Source organism: Pseudomonas sp. 382 (assembly GCF_002759075.1).
GTDB lineage: Bacteria > Pseudomonadota > Gammaproteobacteria > Pseudomonadales > Pseudomonadaceae > Aquipseudomonas > Aquipseudomonas vlassakiae.
The window spans coordinates 569866-585472 of record NZ_PEMX01000001.1 but is presented as its reverse complement, the minus strand read 5'-3'; the positions used below and the strand labels follow the sequence as shown (position 1 = coordinate 585472).

16 protein-coding genes and 3 pseudogenes are annotated in these 15607 nt (G+C 59.4%); 11 read left to right on the top strand and 8 right to left on the bottom strand.

Annotated elements, in window-relative coordinates; all coding sequences use genetic code 11:
- Both CQW31_RS02975 and CQW31_RS02970 read right to left on the bottom strand, forming a co-directional pair.
- A partial coding sequence (locus CQW31_RS02975) for a transposase (RefSeq protein WP_143524203.1) occupies window positions 1-313 on the bottom strand: 313 nt, incomplete at its 3' end.
- A gap of 184 nt (window positions 314-497) precedes the next feature.
- The gene (locus CQW31_RS02970) at window positions 498-1421 is read right to left on the bottom strand and encodes a LysR family transcriptional regulator (protein ID WP_054886483.1); all 924 of its coding nucleotides are present in this window, start codon (window positions 1419-1421) and stop codon (window positions 498-500) included.
- 135 nt (window positions 1422-1556) lie between these two features.
- Here CQW31_RS02970 and CQW31_RS02965 point away from each other — a divergent pair, with 135 nt between their 5' ends.
- From CQW31_RS02965 to CQW31_RS02950, 4 genes are all read left to right on the top strand, one after another.
- Window positions 1557-2687, top strand: a complete 1131-nt coding sequence (locus tag CQW31_RS02965; RefSeq protein WP_099813695.1) for a metallophosphoesterase — start codon at window positions 1557-1559, stop codon at window positions 2685-2687.
- 21 nt (window positions 2688-2708) lie between these two features.
- On the top strand, window positions 2709-3572 hold the full coding sequence (locus tag CQW31_RS02960; RefSeq protein WP_099813694.1) for an SDR family oxidoreductase: 864 nt from the start codon (window positions 2709-2711) through the stop codon (window positions 3570-3572).
- Between the two features lie 95 nt (window positions 3573-3667).
- Window positions 3668-4897, top strand: a complete 1230-nt coding sequence (locus tag CQW31_RS02955) for an MFS transporter (RefSeq protein ID WP_099813693.1) — start codon at window positions 3668-3670, stop codon at window positions 4895-4897.
- 64 nt (window positions 4898-4961) lie between these two features.
- Window positions 4962-5789 carry an aldo/keto reductase gene (locus CQW31_RS02950; protein WP_054886487.1) on the top strand — a complete coding sequence of 276 codons (828 nt, stop codon included), beginning with the start codon at window positions 4962-4964 and terminating at the stop codon, window positions 5787-5789.
- Window positions 5790-5933: 144 nt separating this feature from the next.
- Here the strand turns inward: CQW31_RS02950 and CQW31_RS31565 are convergent.
- From CQW31_RS31565 to CQW31_RS02935, 3 genes and pseudogenes are all read right to left on the bottom strand, one after another.
- Window positions 5934-6137 (bottom strand): annotated as a pseudogene (locus CQW31_RS31565) (hypothetical protein); the annotation flags it as partial.
- Window positions 6131-7405, bottom strand: a complete 1275-nt coding sequence (locus CQW31_RS02940; RefSeq protein WP_054886489.1) for a Y-family DNA polymerase — start codon at window positions 7403-7405, stop codon at window positions 6131-6133. The pseudogene CQW31_RS31565 and the gene CQW31_RS02940, both read right to left, overlap by 7 nt.
- Window positions 7395-7823 carry a LexA family transcriptional regulator gene (locus CQW31_RS02935; protein ID WP_054886490.1) on the bottom strand — a complete coding sequence of 143 codons (429 nt, stop codon included), beginning with the start codon at window positions 7821-7823 and terminating at the stop codon, window positions 7395-7397. Before CQW31_RS02935 ends, CQW31_RS02940 begins: the two co-directional genes overlap by 11 nt.
- Window positions 7824-7924: 101 nt before the next feature.
- Here CQW31_RS02935 and CQW31_RS02930 point away from each other — a divergent pair, with 101 nt between their 5' ends.
- The 4 genes from CQW31_RS02930 to CQW31_RS02915 all read left to right on the top strand — a co-directional run bounded on the left by CQW31_RS02930 (window position 7925) and on the right by CQW31_RS02915 (window position 10241).
- The gene (locus CQW31_RS02930; protein WP_099813692.1) at window positions 7925-8644 is read left to right on the top strand and encodes an SOS response-associated peptidase; all 720 of its coding nucleotides are present in this window, start codon (window positions 7925-7927) and stop codon (window positions 8642-8644) included.
- A 28-nt stretch (window positions 8645-8672) separates the two neighbouring features.
- Window positions 8673-8993, top strand: a complete 321-nt coding sequence (locus CQW31_RS02925) for a hypothetical protein (RefSeq protein WP_054886492.1) — start codon at window positions 8673-8675, stop codon at window positions 8991-8993.
- A gap of 464 nt (window positions 8994-9457) precedes the next feature.
- Window positions 9458-9640, top strand: coding sequence for a type II toxin-antitoxin system Phd/YefM family antitoxin (locus CQW31_RS02920; protein WP_054886493.1), 183 nt, complete (start codon window positions 9458-9460; stop codon window positions 9638-9640).
- Window positions 9630-10241, top strand: a complete 612-nt coding sequence (locus tag CQW31_RS02915; RefSeq protein ID WP_054886494.1) for a YitT family protein — start codon at window positions 9630-9632, stop codon at window positions 10239-10241. The genes CQW31_RS02920 and CQW31_RS02915 overlap by 11 nt, the downstream gene beginning before the upstream one ends.
- A gap of 148 nt (window positions 10242-10389) precedes the next feature.
- Here CQW31_RS02915 and CQW31_RS31560 read toward each other — a convergent pair.
- A pseudogene (locus tag CQW31_RS31560) lies at window positions 10390-10485 on the bottom strand (hypothetical protein); the annotation flags it as partial.
- A gap of 25 nt (window positions 10486-10510) precedes the next feature.
- Here CQW31_RS31560 and CQW31_RS02910 point away from each other — a divergent pair.
- The 3 genes and pseudogenes from CQW31_RS02910 to CQW31_RS02900 all read left to right on the top strand — a co-directional run.
- A pseudogene (locus CQW31_RS02910) lies at window positions 10511-10745 on the top strand (site-specific integrase); the annotation flags it as partial.
- Between the two features lie 20 nt (window positions 10746-10765).
- Window positions 10766-12352, top strand: a complete 1587-nt coding sequence (locus tag CQW31_RS02905) for an ABC-F family ATPase (RefSeq protein ID WP_099813691.1) — start codon at window positions 10766-10768, stop codon at window positions 12350-12352.
- 251 nt (window positions 12353-12603) lie between these two features.
- Window positions 12604-13797, top strand: coding sequence for an MFS transporter (locus CQW31_RS02900; RefSeq protein ID WP_099813690.1), 1194 nt, complete (start codon window positions 12604-12606; stop codon window positions 13795-13797).
- Here CQW31_RS02900 and CQW31_RS02895 read toward each other — a convergent pair.
- The gene (locus tag CQW31_RS02895; RefSeq protein WP_099813689.1) at window positions 13768-14802 is read right to left on the bottom strand and encodes a dienelactone hydrolase; all 1035 of its coding nucleotides are present in this window, start codon (window positions 14800-14802) and stop codon (window positions 13768-13770) included. The two genes, CQW31_RS02900 and CQW31_RS02895, sit on opposite strands and share 30 nt — an antisense overlap.
- Window positions 14803-14935: 133 nt before the next feature.
- Complete coding sequence (locus tag CQW31_RS02890) at window positions 14936-15547, bottom strand: FMN-dependent NADH-azoreductase (RefSeq protein WP_054886498.1); 612 nt, start codon at window positions 15545-15547, stop codon at window positions 14936-14938.
- Window positions 15548-15607: the final 60 nt, after the last annotated feature.

The following is a 15607-nucleotide window of genomic DNA, read 5'->3' as shown; positions in this document are numbered from 1 at the left end:
TGAAGTCGGGAGCCAACCGGCCCGTTAGCCACATCAGCTCGACATTGCGCTCTGCCTCGCGCTCAAGCCGGCGGCTGGACTGAATCCGGTTGAGGTAGCCATAGATGTAGATTTTCAGCAGGACTGCTGGATGGTAGGCCGGACGACCCGTTGCAGCCGGATCGACACCCTCGAACCCGAGCGCTCCGAGGTCGAGTTCATCGACGAAAACGTCAACCACCCGAACAGGGTTTTCTTCGGTGATGTAATCGTCCAGGCACTCCGGCAGCAACGTGACTTGCGTCCGGGCTTCACCTTCAATGAATCGCTTCATGATCGTCCCCGCCACGATCTCGACGATCAGAAGGTTAGACAATCACGTGCGTTTTCACACAGCCTGGACCCAAAGCTGCCCTTTGGGGAAGACAGCGATCGGGCAAAAGCGGACGTAGGCAAAGTCCTTGGGGACTCTCAAGTATTGATGACCCCCCGCCTGTTGGCGAGCACCGAGCTACTAGCTACCAGGTAGCTGAGTCGGTGCGAAGCAGGTCTATTAACTCCCGCAGGCCTGGAGGCATTTGCCGGCGGCCTGGGTAGTAGATGTGGAATGCTGGTTCAATGGGCGCCCAGTCAGGCAGTACGACCTGGAGCTCTCCCCGCGAGATGTAATCTGCGATGCGCTCCTCCGGGCAGTATGTAATGCCTCGGTCCGATAGCGCCATCTGAATGCCAAACTCGGTTTCGTTCACACAAAGCTGGCCAGGCACCTCAATCACTCGGTGGTCGCCTTCCTTCTCGAAGTCCCAGCGATAGATGACGCCTTGGCCGGTCCGAATCTGAATGCAGTTATGGTTCTTCAGATCCTCCGGCACCACGATCCTCGCTGTCCTGTTGAGGTAGCGAGGCGATGCCGCGGCAACCCAGCGCAGCCGGTCACTGATGGGCACAGCAATAAAGTCTTCAGCGATCGTCCCACCATACCTGATGCCCGCATCAAATCCGGCGGCCAGGATGTCCACCATCCGGTCCTCTACTGCGACCTCGACTGATACATCCGGATAGGCCTCCAGGTACTTTGGCAGCCACCGATTGAAGAGCAGCCGAGCGCCGTCACTGAGGACGTTGATACGCAGGCGACCTGCAGGACGGTCGCGATGCCGATCTACTTCCGCCAGCGCCCCTCCAATCTCCTGAAAACCGACAGCCAGACGCTTCGCCAAGCTTGCGCCAGCGTCTGTCGGAGAAACTGTTCGGCTGGTTCTGTTGAGCAGCCTTACTCCCAGACGGGTCTCCAGATTTCGAATGGAATGACTGAGCGCGGACGTGGTGATACCCAGTTCAACGGCAGCCTTGGAGAAGCTGCGATGACTCTCCACCGCAAGAAAGGAATTCAGATCGGCTAAGTCAGCTCGTGACAGCTTTGTGGTCGGGAGTACTGGCATCGGGGCAACCTAGTGTTGAGAAATTCTCAATGATTCATGGATAACGCCTAAACAAAGCGACTTCCCTTACAGTTTAACATTAAAGAAATTCAACGATAGTTGATCTTAGTCCGCCATCCCTAGAAGAGCTTTCCCGTGTTTCACGTCTATCTTGGCCTTGCGTACCTATACGTCCTGTGGCGATTCATTCTCCCGCTTCCAATCTCGAAGGGCGGACGTACTGCCCTGGCTACCGTCCTGCTCGTGGTATCGAAGTACCACCTGATTCAGATCTGGGTATTCGGGACCATGTTCTCGCCCGAGATGCCACGGTGGGCAGTGTTGGTAGCCGGCTGGGCGTTCTGCTCGTTCGTTTTGCTGTTCGTCTTCGTGGTACTGGCAGATCTGGTCAACGGCGCTCTGTCAGTCCTGCGGATACGTGCCGCCAAAAAACTGGTAGGGCCGAGCAGTCGATACCTGACCGCAGCATTTGCCCTTCTTCTGTCGGCATTTGGCGTGTACCAAGCGGCGCAGGTGCCAGGTATTCGCACTGTGGAAGTCAGGATCAAGAGTCTGCCACAGGCGATGGATGGCTTGCGTGTGGTGCAGTTGACAGATCTGCACATCAGCAAACTCTTCCAGCTGCCTTGGGTAGATGCGGTAGTTTCCCGTACCAATGCACTCAACCCCGACCTGATTCTGATCACCGGCGATCTAATTGATGGGACAACCATTGATCGACAGCTCGATGTAGCTCCCCTGGCAAGACTGAAGGCTCGCCTCGGCATCATCGGCATTCCTGGCAATCACGAGTACTACTTCAACGAGCCACAGTGGCGCGCCGAGTTCGAGCGCCTCGGAATGCAGATGCTGCTGAACGAGCACATAGTGATTGGAGCAAGCACCGAGTCGCTGGTCATAGCCGGTGTCACTGACGAAGCCGCCGCTCAATTCGGGATGGCTGGGCCGAACCTGAATGCCTCGCTTAGGGGAGTGCCACAAAGTGCACCCATCATCCTCCTCAAGCATCGACCATCCGGTGCAGATCGCTCCGCCCAAGCAGGCGTAGCACTGCAGCTCTCCGGTCACACCCACGGTGGAATGATCAAAGGACTGGATCAGGTAGGCCGCTACGCCAACGAAGGTTTCATCTCCGGCGCCTACCAGGTGGGTGCGATGACTCTCTACACGAGCAATGGAGCGGGTCTCTGGAGTGGATTCCCCATACGTCTCGGCGTGCCAGCTGAGATCACCGAACTCATTCTTCGTGTGGATTCGTCCACCTAATTCCAATCCAGGAGATTCCACATGGGTCATCAAGCTATCCGCCAGAACAGAGTTGCGGTCATCACCGGGGCTGCAGTCGGGATCGGCTATGCAATTGCTAGTCGCCTGTCCCAGTTGGGGATGAAGGTTGTCCTATTCGATAAGGACCAGACCGCACTCGACACTGCAGTACTGTCGCTGTATGGCAAGAATGCAAATGCTCAGGTGGTCACCGTCACTGGGGATGTAACGTCTCCAAGCGCATTGCAGGAACTGTTTACTGTGGCTCGAGAGTTCGGCGAAGTGTCTTTCGTGGTCAACAATGCCGCCATCCTCAAAGGGGCTGGTCCTTGGAACGACCAGGAACAGTGGCGTAAGACGATGGAGGTCAACTTCTGGGCGGTCCTGGCAGTCCAGCAGCTGTTCGTCGATTACCTGCTCACCCAAGACTACCCTGCCGCAATTGTGAATGTTGGCTCCAAGGAGGGAATTACCACCCCTCCAGGAAACACCGCCTACTCCGTTTCGAAGGTCGCAGTGAAGGTGCTGACCGAGCACCTTGAACATGAGCTGCGCGAGCGTACCGATGGCCGCGTATCGGCCCATTTACTGATTCCCGGCTACACGTTCACACCGATGAATTTTCCGGGCATGGCGGCCGGCTCCGCAAAACCCAACGCGCCATGGACAGCCGATCAGGTCGTTGATCGCTTGTTAGAGGGCCTGGCTCGTAGCGACTTCTATATCTTCTGCGAGGACAACGAAGTCAGTCGCGAGGTGGATCAGCGACGCATGCAGTGGAGCGCAGACGACCTTATCCAAAACCGGCCTGCCTTATCTCGTTGGCATCCCGCGTACCGCGAGCAGTTCAACGCGTACATCGCTGATGAGGCCCCGCCGCAGTAACCCCATCGAAGTGCGCTGCAGCGCAGCAACCTCTTACTGCTCCTTTGCACTGCCCACCCTCTGCAGGTGTGGGCATCTTTTTTCCGAGAATTTCCATGGCCTCGATATCCAGCGCTTCACCGCGCACCTCAGACAGTTCAGAAATTCACGCCCCGCATGGCGTAGCAACTGCGATAGTCACCCTCGGGCTTGGAGGCCTTTTCATCGGTACCGGTGAGTTCGTTTCGATGAGCCTTTTGCCCGGCCTGGCCGAAAGCACCGGGGTGTCTATACCAACGGCAGGCAGCTACATCAGCGCGTATGCGCTGGGGGTTGTGATTGGCGCTCCGCTGATCGCGATCCTGGCAGCACGCTCGTCTCGAAAAGCCCTTTTGATTGCCCTCATAGCACTATTCGCCATTGGCTACGCCGCCAGTGCTGTTGCATGGGACCACTTCAGTCTGCTGGGCGCACGCTTTCTGGCAGGCCTACCTCATGGCGCTTACTACGGCGTTGCCTGCCTGGTTGCTGCCGCCATGGTGGGTGAAGGGCGAAAGGCGCAAGCGGCTGGATATGTAATGGCCGGTCTTGCGGCCGCCAACGTGATAGGTGTGCCCGCGGCGACCTGGATAGGTCAGACCTTCGGCTGGAGAGCAGCGTTTGGATCACTCGCTGTAGCTGGTATCGCCACAATGCTCTTGTTCTGGCTGTACGTCCCGTCGGTACCGCGTGATCCGAACGCCAGTCCTAGGGCCGAGCTGAGTGGGCTCATGCGCCCATTGATATGGCTGACGCTAGCGACTGCCTCGATCGGGTTCGGTGGCATGTTCGCGGTGTACAGCTACATCACGCCAACGCTGACCGAGATGACTGGCTTCTCGATCAACCAGGTGCCGATGGTGCTGGCCTTCTGGGGTATCGGCATGATCTCCGGCAACCTGGTTGGCGGCTGGTTAGCGGACCGAGGCCTGATCCGAGCCATCTTCGCCATCATGGTGTGGAACGTGATTTTCCTCACACTGTTCTCCCTGTTCGCTCCGTCGAAGGTTGGGACGCTCGCGGTCCTGTTCCTGGTGGGCTGTGGCTTCGCTCTGGTACCTGCTCTACAGGTGCGCTTGATGAATGTCGCCGGGCCCGCACAAACACTTGCGGCCGCCCTCAACCACAGCGCCTTCAATATTTCCAACGCAATGGGGGCGAGCCTCGGCGGGATGTCTATCGCCATGGGCCTGGGCTGGGCATCAACGGGCTGGGTTGGAGCCCTGCTTGCGCTCCTGGGCATCGTGGCGATGGCCATTTCCGTGTTGGTGGAAAGTGCGGCAAGAACCACATCGCAGCCAAGCTGATCCCATAGATCAAAGGGCACTCCGCTGCTTCCAATCTGTTTTGTTAATCCCTGGTGAGGTAACCATGACGAACCACCAACCTATGATCGAGCTGTCCGACGGGAACCTGATTCCTCAATTGGGACTGGGCGTCTGGCAAGCGAGCCAAGAGCAAGCCCGTACAGCTGTCAGCCAAGCGCTACAGATCGGATACCGCCACATTGATACCGCCTCGATCTATGAGAACGAGGAAGGTGTCGGAGCAGGCCTGCGTGACTCCGGTGTCGACCGTGAGAGGGTCTTCGTAACCACAAAAATCTGGAACGCTGACCAGGGGTTTGAAGCCTCTGGCAAAGCTCTGGACGAGAGCCTGGCTCGGCTCAAGCTGGAATACGTAGACTTGCTGCTCATTCACTGGCCGGCGCCGGCGAAAGGGCTATTCCTTGATACCTGGAAGGCGATGATCGAGGCCAAGATGCAAGGCAAGGCTCGCTCCATTGGCGTCTCGAACTTCAACCCAGATCATCTGAAGCAACTAATTGAGGACACAGGAGTCGCCCCAGTCCTGAACCAAATCGAGCTGCACCCATACTTCCAGCAGGCTGACCTACGCCGGAGCAACGCCGAACTCGGAATTCGCACCGAGTCCTGGAGCCCCTTGGCGCAGGGGAAAGCAATCGATGATCCGCTAGTACGCGAAATTGCTGCGAAGCATGACCGCACGTGCTCTCAGGTAATCATCCGCTGGCATCTGCAGCTCGGCCTAGTGGTCATTCCTAAGTCGGTCACGGAAGCTCGCATCCGAGAAAACTACCGCGTGTTCGACTTCGAATTGTCTGACGATGAGATAGGGGCAATTGCCGCTCTCGACAGAGAGCAGCGACTGGGGCCAGATCCAGTCGTACTTGGCTGAGCTTTTTTCTTTCGTCTTGAAACAAGCAGGCGATTAGCTTCTAGCGGTTGTGACCGTCTGCTTTTGGCCGATTGCGGCCCTTCGTGAATGGCGGCTCTGGGTCGAAAGCAGCCTTTCGCGAGTGATCGTCATCGACCAATATCAGGCGAACTCTGTCTCGGTCAACGCCCATAATCTGGCGGCCTCAGCGAATTCGAGCATCTCTACAAGGTCTTCATCACCGACATCCCGTCGGCGATGTGCCGCGTGTGCCATTTCACTCAGGACTAGCGCACGACCATCCGGGTCTGCTCGAAGTGCCGTCTGGTCATTCAACTCGTCTAGCCACGCGCCAGGAAGATTCAGCACTTGACGGTCCACAGCTGATCGATCCGTGTCGTATAGGATTGGCTCATCATTTCCCGTCTCATCCCCCAGTCCGGTGTCGCAGGCACGCTGGCGGCTCGCATTGTCCCCCTCCCCCAGCGCTCGTTGATGCCATCCATCACTTGCATCAGCCGGTCACATGCCACCGATTGCTTGAGCGCGAACAAATCCTCTGAAAACTCACCTGGTTGCCGCAGGTCCATCAGCAGTACCTCGGCCTTGCTGTAGCGAAATCCTGGCCTAAAGATCTGCCCGACCGCCTCGGTGGCCAGTCGCGTCATCATCAGCGTGTCGCAAGTGGGATATGGAAGCTCAACCAGAGCCCCCTGAGCGTGATGCGCTTCACCTGGATTGAACATGCCGGTGCGGATGCTCACGCGCATGCGTTTACACACTGAGCCCTGGGCCCGAAGCTTTTCTGCGGCCCGACCAACATAGGTAGCCACCGCCTGCTTGATGGGCGCCAGCTCAGTGAGGCGCTTGCCGAACATCCGGCTGCAGCAGATCTCCTGTTTCGGGGGTTGCGCCTCGTCCAGGTCCAGGCACGCTGTGCCAGCCAATTCGCGAGCAGTCTTCTCGACCACCACACTGAATTTCTGGCGCAGCGTCCAGGCATCAGCCTTGGCCAGGTCCATCGCCGTGTGAATCCCCATCGCCTCAAGGTGGGCAGCCATACGTCGGCCTACGCCCCATACCTCTTTCACCTGGCTGTTGCGCAGCACCCAATCGCGCTTGAACGGATCAGTGATGTCGACCACACCGCCAGTCTGCGCTTGCAAACGCTTGGCCGTATGGTTGGCCAACTTCGCGAGCGTCTTGGTGCCAGCGATGCCCACCCCCACTGGGATGCCCGTGCATTGAAAAATCCTCGAGCGCAGCTTCCGCCCGAACTGCGTCAGGTTTTCCTGAATGCCAGAGAGGTCAGCGAAACACTCGTCGATGCTGTAGACCTGTGTCGCCGGTACCATCGACTCGATCAAGCTCATCACGCGTTCACTCATGTCACCATACAACGCGTAATTACTGCTGAAGGCTATGATCCCGTGGCGGCGGAGCTTCTCCTTCGCCTGAAAATACGGCTCCCCCATCTTCACGAAGGGCTTCGCGTCGTATGACCTGGCGATCACGCAGCCGTCGTTGTTGCTCAATACGACGATCGGCGTCTTGGCCAAGTCAGGCCGGAACACGCGCTCACAGCTCGCATAGAACGAGTTGCAGTCGATCAGCGCGAACACTTGGTCACTGCGCATGATCACGAACGCTGTAGCGCACAACGCCCCAAACGACGAGTTCATCACCCTCCATGATGTACCGCGGCGGGTATGCTGGATTCTCCGATTTGAGGATTACCACGCCATCGCGGCGGTGCAGACGCTTGCAGACAGGCTCGCTGTTGACCGCTGCGATGACAATGTCCCCATGCTCTGCCTCACGACCGCGGTCGACAATTACGATGTCACCCGAGTAGATCCCTGCCCCTTGCATGCTGTCGCCCTCCACTTTAACCAGATACACATGGGGCGCGCGGAGGTCGAATAGCTCATCCAGGGAAATATGGCCTTCCAGATGGTCTGCCGCAGGCGAAGGAAAACCGGCTGGGACATGAAACGAGTAAAGCGGTAACGGTTCGGTGCCGCCGGTTGGCGTACCCAAGAAAGTGATGGTCATGATGGAAGGTCCAATGCAAGCTGTATGCATATACAGTAAATCTGGCATCGTTCCTCCGGTCAATCTGGGCAGCGATATTTCTGACAGGCGAGAGGTCAGCCATGTGTGGACGATATTCGATCTACGAGTCGATGGATCATTACCTACGCCAGCTATCGCTGGACCTGGTGGTGATCAATGGCTATGACCATGAGGCGATCAATCGCTACAACGTAGCGCCGTCGACCCGAGTCGAGATCATTCGCCAGGTCGGGGATGGGTTGATCGTGGACCGGGTGAAGTGGGGATGGTCGCCATTCTGGGCGAAGGGGAAGCGCCCCGATCCGATCAATGCACGGGCCGAGACAGTGGTGACGGGCAAGTTTTTCAGTGGGCTGTGGCCAGAGGGGCGAGCTTTGGCGCCGGCCAACGGCTGGTTTGAATGGATACCGGATCCGGCCGACCCTAAGCGCAAGCAGCCTTATTACATCACCAGCGCTGACGGAGGGCCGCTCTACTTCGCAGCGCTCGCCGAAGTGCACGGGAACATTGAGGCGGATGAGCGCGATGGGTTTGTGATCATCACAGCAGCCGCAGACCAAGGACTGATCGATATCCACGACAGAAAACCCTTGGTGTTGCGCCCTGAGCTTGCCCAGGAATGGCTCGACCCGGCTACATCAGCGCAGCGGGCTTCGGCAATCGTGGAACAGGGGTGCAGGCCGGCAGCGGACTTCCGCTGGTATCCCGTAGGCAAGGCGGTAGGTAATGTCAGGAATGAGGGTGTAACGTTGATTACGCCCAAAGACAGCGAATATCAGCAGGGTCAGCTAGAGTTTTGATGAGTGAAAGCACCGCGAGATAACCATCATGCTAAAACAAGAAGCAGATGACGTAATTGAGCGTATCAGGGACGATCTGAAAAGACACGGCGTGCTGATCGGCTACGATTCAGAGCTGACTTCTACGGATTTCGGCTGCGACCTGGACCACCACGTTGCTCTGGTCAGGGAGGATCCGAACAACCGCGTTTTGCGTATCTCGATACATGACGAAGGCTTGTGGGACCAGCTCCGCCAGGGCGCCGTGTATCGTTGTATCGTAAGTGAATGCCACGGAAAGCTATTCGGCATTCCAATTACGATAGAGCCAAGGACTGATGCGTCCTACACCATCCAGTACAAACTCTAGGCGCCAGCAGGGTAGCCTGGTTGCCAGACTACCCTCACACCAAACTCAGCAGGTTTCCCTTCATCCTGCGCGCATGGCATCAAGAGCCTCCTTCAGCAGAGGCTCTCCCGCCTCAATCATCCCGATGAAGGTCCGCTTGTCCAAAACCCTGTCCCTCTTCATGCAAGTGGGCACCAGCGGAAATCATCACCCATCTACACCCCGTTTGATACAGCCGGTATAGGCACACCTGTGCCAGCCCCATCCCAGGCAGGATCACTACAGGATGCGAGAGCATAAATTATTCTCTAGCCCTGTGATCATCGTAATTTCTATTCGCACATAGGCGAAAACCACGCACATTTCGAAAGCACATTTCTGGTCAGGAGAATCATTATATTGCCGAGCGTTGCGCCTACCCGGCCGCGCAGCAAGAGGCGTATCCGCCTTCCTCGTGCAATACCAATCCCAAAAGGAAAACCTTCATGCATCAGGTGAAATATGACCTGCCCGAGGCTCAATCAAGCCTTGAGTTCATCCTTGAACAAGTGATCTATGGAACTGAGGTGGTTATTGTCCGCCACGGTGTAGAGGTTGCTCGCATTACCCCTGTAGACGGCCTGCGCCATCGCGGCACCGTCCTATTGGAGGCGCCGTATGAGCTGTGAGGCGGCGACCTACCCGCGCCACAGCGCTCTGGATGACGCTTATGGGCTGTTTACTGGCATCGCCCTGGCTGCGACCGGTATCGCCATCTTGGGCAAAAGTGGGCTGATCACTGGCGGCATTGCTGGCATGGCGCTGCTGGCGTCGTTCGTCACCCCCTACCCGCCTTCGGTCCTGGTGCCGGCCATCAACGTGCCGTTCCTGCTGTTCGCATTGTTCACCATGGGCCGGAACTTCACCCTGAAAAGCGTTCTGGTCAGCTTCGCCCTGGGTTTGGGTGTAAAGCTGGTTACCCCGGCGTTGAACGTTGCCGGCATCGACCCGGCGATTGGCTGGGCGCTCGGCGGTACGCTTCTGGGAATGGGCATTCTCTGCCTGGCCAGGCATAACGCATCTATGGGCGGCACCGGCTCTATGGTTCTGTGGTTACAGCGGAAATTCGGCATTAACGCCGGCGTGGCGCAGCTCGTTTGCGATGCGGCGCTGTTTCTGATCGCAGCCTTCTACCTGCCAGCAGACAAAATGGCCTGGTCGGCGGTGGGCACCGTCGCAATGAATCTGGTGCTGATCCGCTGGCACAAGCCGGGACGCTACCGCGGCTGAACCGATACCTCTCCAGGAATAGACCAGAGCCCTACCTTCAAGCCCGGTGATTGTGCCGGGCTTTGTTGCATCTGCGGTGCACGCCGGTCAGGCGTCGCTTCGCAAGCCAGGCCTGCCATTCGACTTCATTCAAGCTGCTGAGCAAGCAGCGGCAAGCGCTGGCTGCTGCCTCAAGCTCTTTCTCATATCCGATACGCTGTCGCCGCTCGGCCAGGAGCGCTCTCACCTTTACCTCGAGGCTGTCGGCTGGGAGGGACCGTTTGGTACTGCTGAACGATTTGGGGATCAGGCGTCGCCCCCCCATACAACTGCCGTCACACCTATGCGACAATATGCTTAATGTCCGGCCTCAATCCCGCATTTATCGCCCAACAGCTGGGTCACAGCGTGCAGATGCTGCTGTCGACGTATGCCCGTTGGCTCAACTCAAGCTCCGACTGGAGCGAGCTGGAAAAACTCAAGATTGGTATCAAATCGGTATCAGCTGAAAATCCAGCGTCGTAAGTTACTGATAGGTAAGCCCTTTGATCTCCACCGCCAACATCACCATGCAGTTCGGCTCCAAGCCGCTGTTCGAAAACGTTTCGGTCAAATTCAACAACGGCAACCGCTATGGCCTGATTGGTGCCAACGGTTGCGGCAAGTCGACCTTCATGAAGATCCTCGGCGGCGACCTGGAGCCGTCCGGTGGCCAGGTCATGCTCGAGCCGAACACCCGCCTGGGTAAACTGCGCCAGGACCAGTTCGCCTACGAAGAATTCACCGTGATCGACACCGTGATCATGGGCCACGGCCAGCTGTGGAAGGTCAAGGCAGAACGCGACCGCATCTACTCGCTGCCGGAAATGACCGAAGAGGACGGCATGGCCGTCGCCGAGCTGGAAACCGAATTCGCCGAAATGGACGGCTACACCGCCGAATCCCGCGCCGGTGAACTGCTGCTCGGCCTGGGTATTCCGCTGGAACAGCACTTTGGCCCGATGAGCGAAGTGGCACCGGGCTGGAAGCTGCGGGTACTGCTGGCCCAGGCACTGTTCTCGGACCCGGACGTGCTGCTGCTCGACGAACCGACCAACCACCTGGATATCAACACCATCCGCTGGCTGGAAAACATTCTCACGGCGCGTAACAGCACCATGATCATCATTTCCCACGACCGGCACTTCCTCAACAGCGTGTGCACGCACATGGCCGACCTGGACTACGGTGAGCTGCGCCTGTTCCCGGGCAACTACGACGAGTACATGACGGCCGCCACCCAGTCGCGCGAGCAGTTGCTTGCGGACAACGCCAAGAAGAAAGCCCAGATCGCCGAACTGCAGACCTTCGTGAGCCGCTTCTCGGCCAACGCCTCCAAGGCCAAGCAGGCCACTTCGCGTGCCAAGCAGATCGACAAGATCCAGTTGGCCGAGGTCAAGCCTTCGAGCCGTGTCAGCCCGTTCATTCGTTTCGAACAGAACAAGAAATTGCACCGCCAGGCGGTGGTCGTCGAGAAGATGGCCAAAGCCTTCGATGACAAGGTGCTGTTCAAGAACTTCGACATCACCGTCGAAGCGGGCGAGCGCGTGGCGATCATTGGCCCCAACGGTATCGGCAAGACCACCCTGCTGCGCACCCTGGTCGGCGAGATGACCCCGGATGCAGGTTCGGTAAAGTGGACCGACAGCGCCGAGGTGGGCTACTACGCCCACGACCATGCCCACGATTTCGAAGAGGACATGACCCTGTTCGACTGGATGGGCCAGTGGACCAGCGGCGAGCAGGTGATCCGCGGCACCCTGGGGCGCATGCTGTTCTCCAACGACGAGATCCTCAAGTCGGTGAAAGTGATTTCAGGTGGTGAGCAAGGCCGCATGCTGTTCGGCAAGCTGATCCTGCAGAAGCCGAACGTGCTGGTGATGGACGAACCGACCAACCACCTCGACATGGAATCGATCGAAGCGCTGAACCTGGCGCTGGAAAACTACCCGGGTACCCTGCTGTTCGTCAGCCATGACCGCGAGTTCGTGTCGTCGCTGGCGACTCGTATCATCGAGCTGAGCCCTGATGGTGTAGTGGACTTCAGCGGGACTTATGACGACTACCTGCGTAGCCAGGGTGTCGTGGTCTGAAATAGCTGAGCTGGCCTGATCACCTTGTGGTGGCTGGGCCGGCCTCTTCGCGGGTAAACCCGCTCCCACAGGAGACTTCGTTGCCTTCAGGCGCTGTGGAGGCCCCGTGGGGGCGGGTTTACGAGCGAAGAAGCCGCCGTCTATGTCAGAGGATGACACTTCCCGACGAATATTTCGTTAGCATGCTTTCATTTGCTTCGCGCAGCGGCCATGATTAGGGCACGCCCAACCGCCCGCCCGCGAACGTGCCCATGACCGCGCAACAACCCGCCCCCGCCAACAGTACCTTCAGCATTACCCTGCAGATCCTGTCGATCGTCTTTTATACCTTCATTGCCTTCCTCTGCATCGGCCTGCCAATCGCGGTGCTGCCCGGCTATGTCCACGACCAGCTGGGGTTCGGCGCGGTGGTTGCCGGGGTGACCATCGGCCTACAGTACCTCTCGACCCTGCTCAGCCGCCCTTTTGCCGGTCGCGTGGCCGATACCCTGGGGGGTAAGAAGGCCATTGGCTATGGCTTGCTGGGCATCGCCGGTTGCGGGGTGCTGACGCTGCTTTCGGCCTGGTCGTTGAGCGAGCCGCTACTGAGCCTGGCCCTGCTGCTCGGTGGCCGGGTGCTGCTAGGGCTGGCCCAAGGGCTGATCGGCGTTGCTACCTTGAGCTGGGGTATCAGCCACGTCGGCCCGGAACACACGGCGCGGGTGATATCGTGGAATGGCATCGCCTCGTACGGGGCTATCGCCATCGGCGCGCCGGTCGGTGTGCTGGCAGTCGCTGGCCTGGGTTTCAGCCTGCTCGGCCCTGCCCTGCTGGTACTGGCGCTGCTGGCGTTGCTGGTCCTGCGCAAACGCCCCGACGTGGTGGTGACGCGCGGTGAACGGTTGCCCTTCTGGTCGGCCTTTGGCCGCGTCGCGCCCTGCGGCCTGGGGCTGACCCTGGCGTCGATCGGCTATGGCACACTGACCACCTTCGTTACCCTTTATTACCTGGAACGCGGCTGGGTTGGCGCCGCCTGGTGCCTGAGCGCCTTCGGCCTGTGCTTCATCATTTCTCGGCTGTTGTTCGTCAATGCAGTCAACCGCTTCGGCGGCTACAACGTGGCCATGGCCTGCATGGCCACCGAAGTGATCGGCCTGAGCCTGCTGTGGCTGGCCCCCTCGCCGCCCTGGGCAATGGTCGGTGCCGGCCTGACCGGCTTCGGCCTGTCGCTGGTGTATCCGGCACTCGGCGTCGAAGCCATCAAGCAAGTGCCCAGCAGCAGCCGGGGCGCCGGGCTGGGGGCCTATGCTGTGTTCTTCGACATGGCATTGGCCATCGCCGGCCCGTTGATGGGCACGGTGGCCGTGCACCTGGGGTATGCCTCGATCTTCTGCGTCGCAGCCCTGCTGGCCTTGGCCGGTGTCGGCCTGACACTGCTACTGGCGCGGCGCAGCTGCCGCGGCTGAACGCTCGGCCGGCTCCGGTGCGCCCAGGGCCTGGGTGAAGAACGCGGCCGTGTCGCGTTGCAGTGAATGGTGGATGTGGCGCCGGTCGACACCCTCGGCGTCCTTGCACAGCACCGGCATGCGCGCATGCTGCTCCTCGTCGCAGCGGGCCATGAACACAAAGTGCCCGGCCCCCTCCAGCAAACGGTAATCAGGGGTGATCGGTAGTTTGCGTGCCAGTTCTTCCGCATTGCGGTCCACCGCCACCAACTGGTCGCTGTCGCCGCTGTAGATCAGCGCAGGCACTTTCACAGCAGCCAGGGCATGGCGGCCAAACATCAGGCTCAGCGGTGCCATCAGCATCACCGCACCTACCCGGGGGTCAGCCTTGGGCGCCAGCTCACTGCGGTCGGCAATCAGCACGCCGTGGGTCTTGCAGGCATCGGCATCACCGGGGCGCTCCAGGCAATAGCGGCGCAGGCGATCCAGGTCGGGCTGGGCGCCAGACAGGATCAGCGCTGTTTCACCGCCAGCCGAGTAGCCGATCACACCGACCTTGCCATCATTGAGGTAAGGGCCAAGCAACGCGTCTTCACGGGCCGAGGTAATGGCCTCGCTGATCTGCAGGGGCCGACCATAAAGATTGCTCAGCGTGCCGAGGCGGCTGTGGTCGCGGGCATTGTCGCCCGGGTGTACGACCGCCACCACGACGAAGCCCTGACGGGCCAGGGACGTGGCCAGGTAATGCAGCGCCAGCGGGCTGCCAGTGTTGCCGTGGGACAGCACCAGCAACGGAAACTGCCCAAGGGCGACCGGGGCCTCTTCAGCGACGTTGATGGGGTAACCGTCGATGCGGATGTTACGCGGCGTACCCTGGGATGGATAGAACGCCAAGGCCTGCATCGGCCGGGCATCGACCGGGTCATCCAGGGTCATGTGGTGCAAACCGGCAACCCAAGGGGAGCCTTCGGCTTGGCTCAACAGGCCACCGAGCAGCAATGCCAGCAAACAGCGGGGAGTGTTCATCGGTCGGCTATCGCGCAACAGGCACCAGGATAGCGTCAGCATAGAACCGGCATGGCCACCGGCACATGAAAACTGGATGAAAAAAAGCCGACTGGCGCATGGAGCGCCAGCCAGCTTGTCTGTCGCCAGAGGATCAGGCTGCGGCGAACAGCTCGTTGGCAATCTGCGCCTGGGCGGCGTCGATGGCCTGGGTACGGTGCTCCGGGCCATAGGCCAGGCCGTGGGCGCGGACGACTTCCAGGTCGGTGATGCCGATGAAGCCGAGGAACACCTTCAGGAAATCTTCATGGCCGACGCCGGTCGGCTGGCCAGCGTGCAGGCCACCGGCGGTGGAGACCAGCACCACTTTCTTGTTGCCGCACAGGCCTTCCGGGCCGGCTTCGGTGTAACGGAAAGTCTTGCCCGCTACGGCCACACGATCGATCCAGGCCTTGAGCTGGGTCGGCACACTGAAGTTGTACATCGGTGCGCCAATCACCACGGCGTCGGCGGCAAGGAATTCTTCCAGGGTTTCGGCGCTCAGCTGGGCCTCGAAGGCCTGCGCGGCGTCACGTGCTTCTTCCGGAGTACCGGCCGCCATCAGGGTGGCGGACGAGAAGTGGGCGATGGCGTCGGCGGCCAGGTCACGGTAGACCACTTCGATGCTTGGGTCTGCAGCTTTCCAGGCCTCGACAACTTCGCGGCTCAGTTGGCGAGAGGCGGAATTGTCGCCCAGGATGCTCGAATCGATATGCAACAGTTTCATGGGACTCTCCTGTGAGTGAAGACCGCAGCGGTGGGCGATCACGATGGAAAGAATCCTACC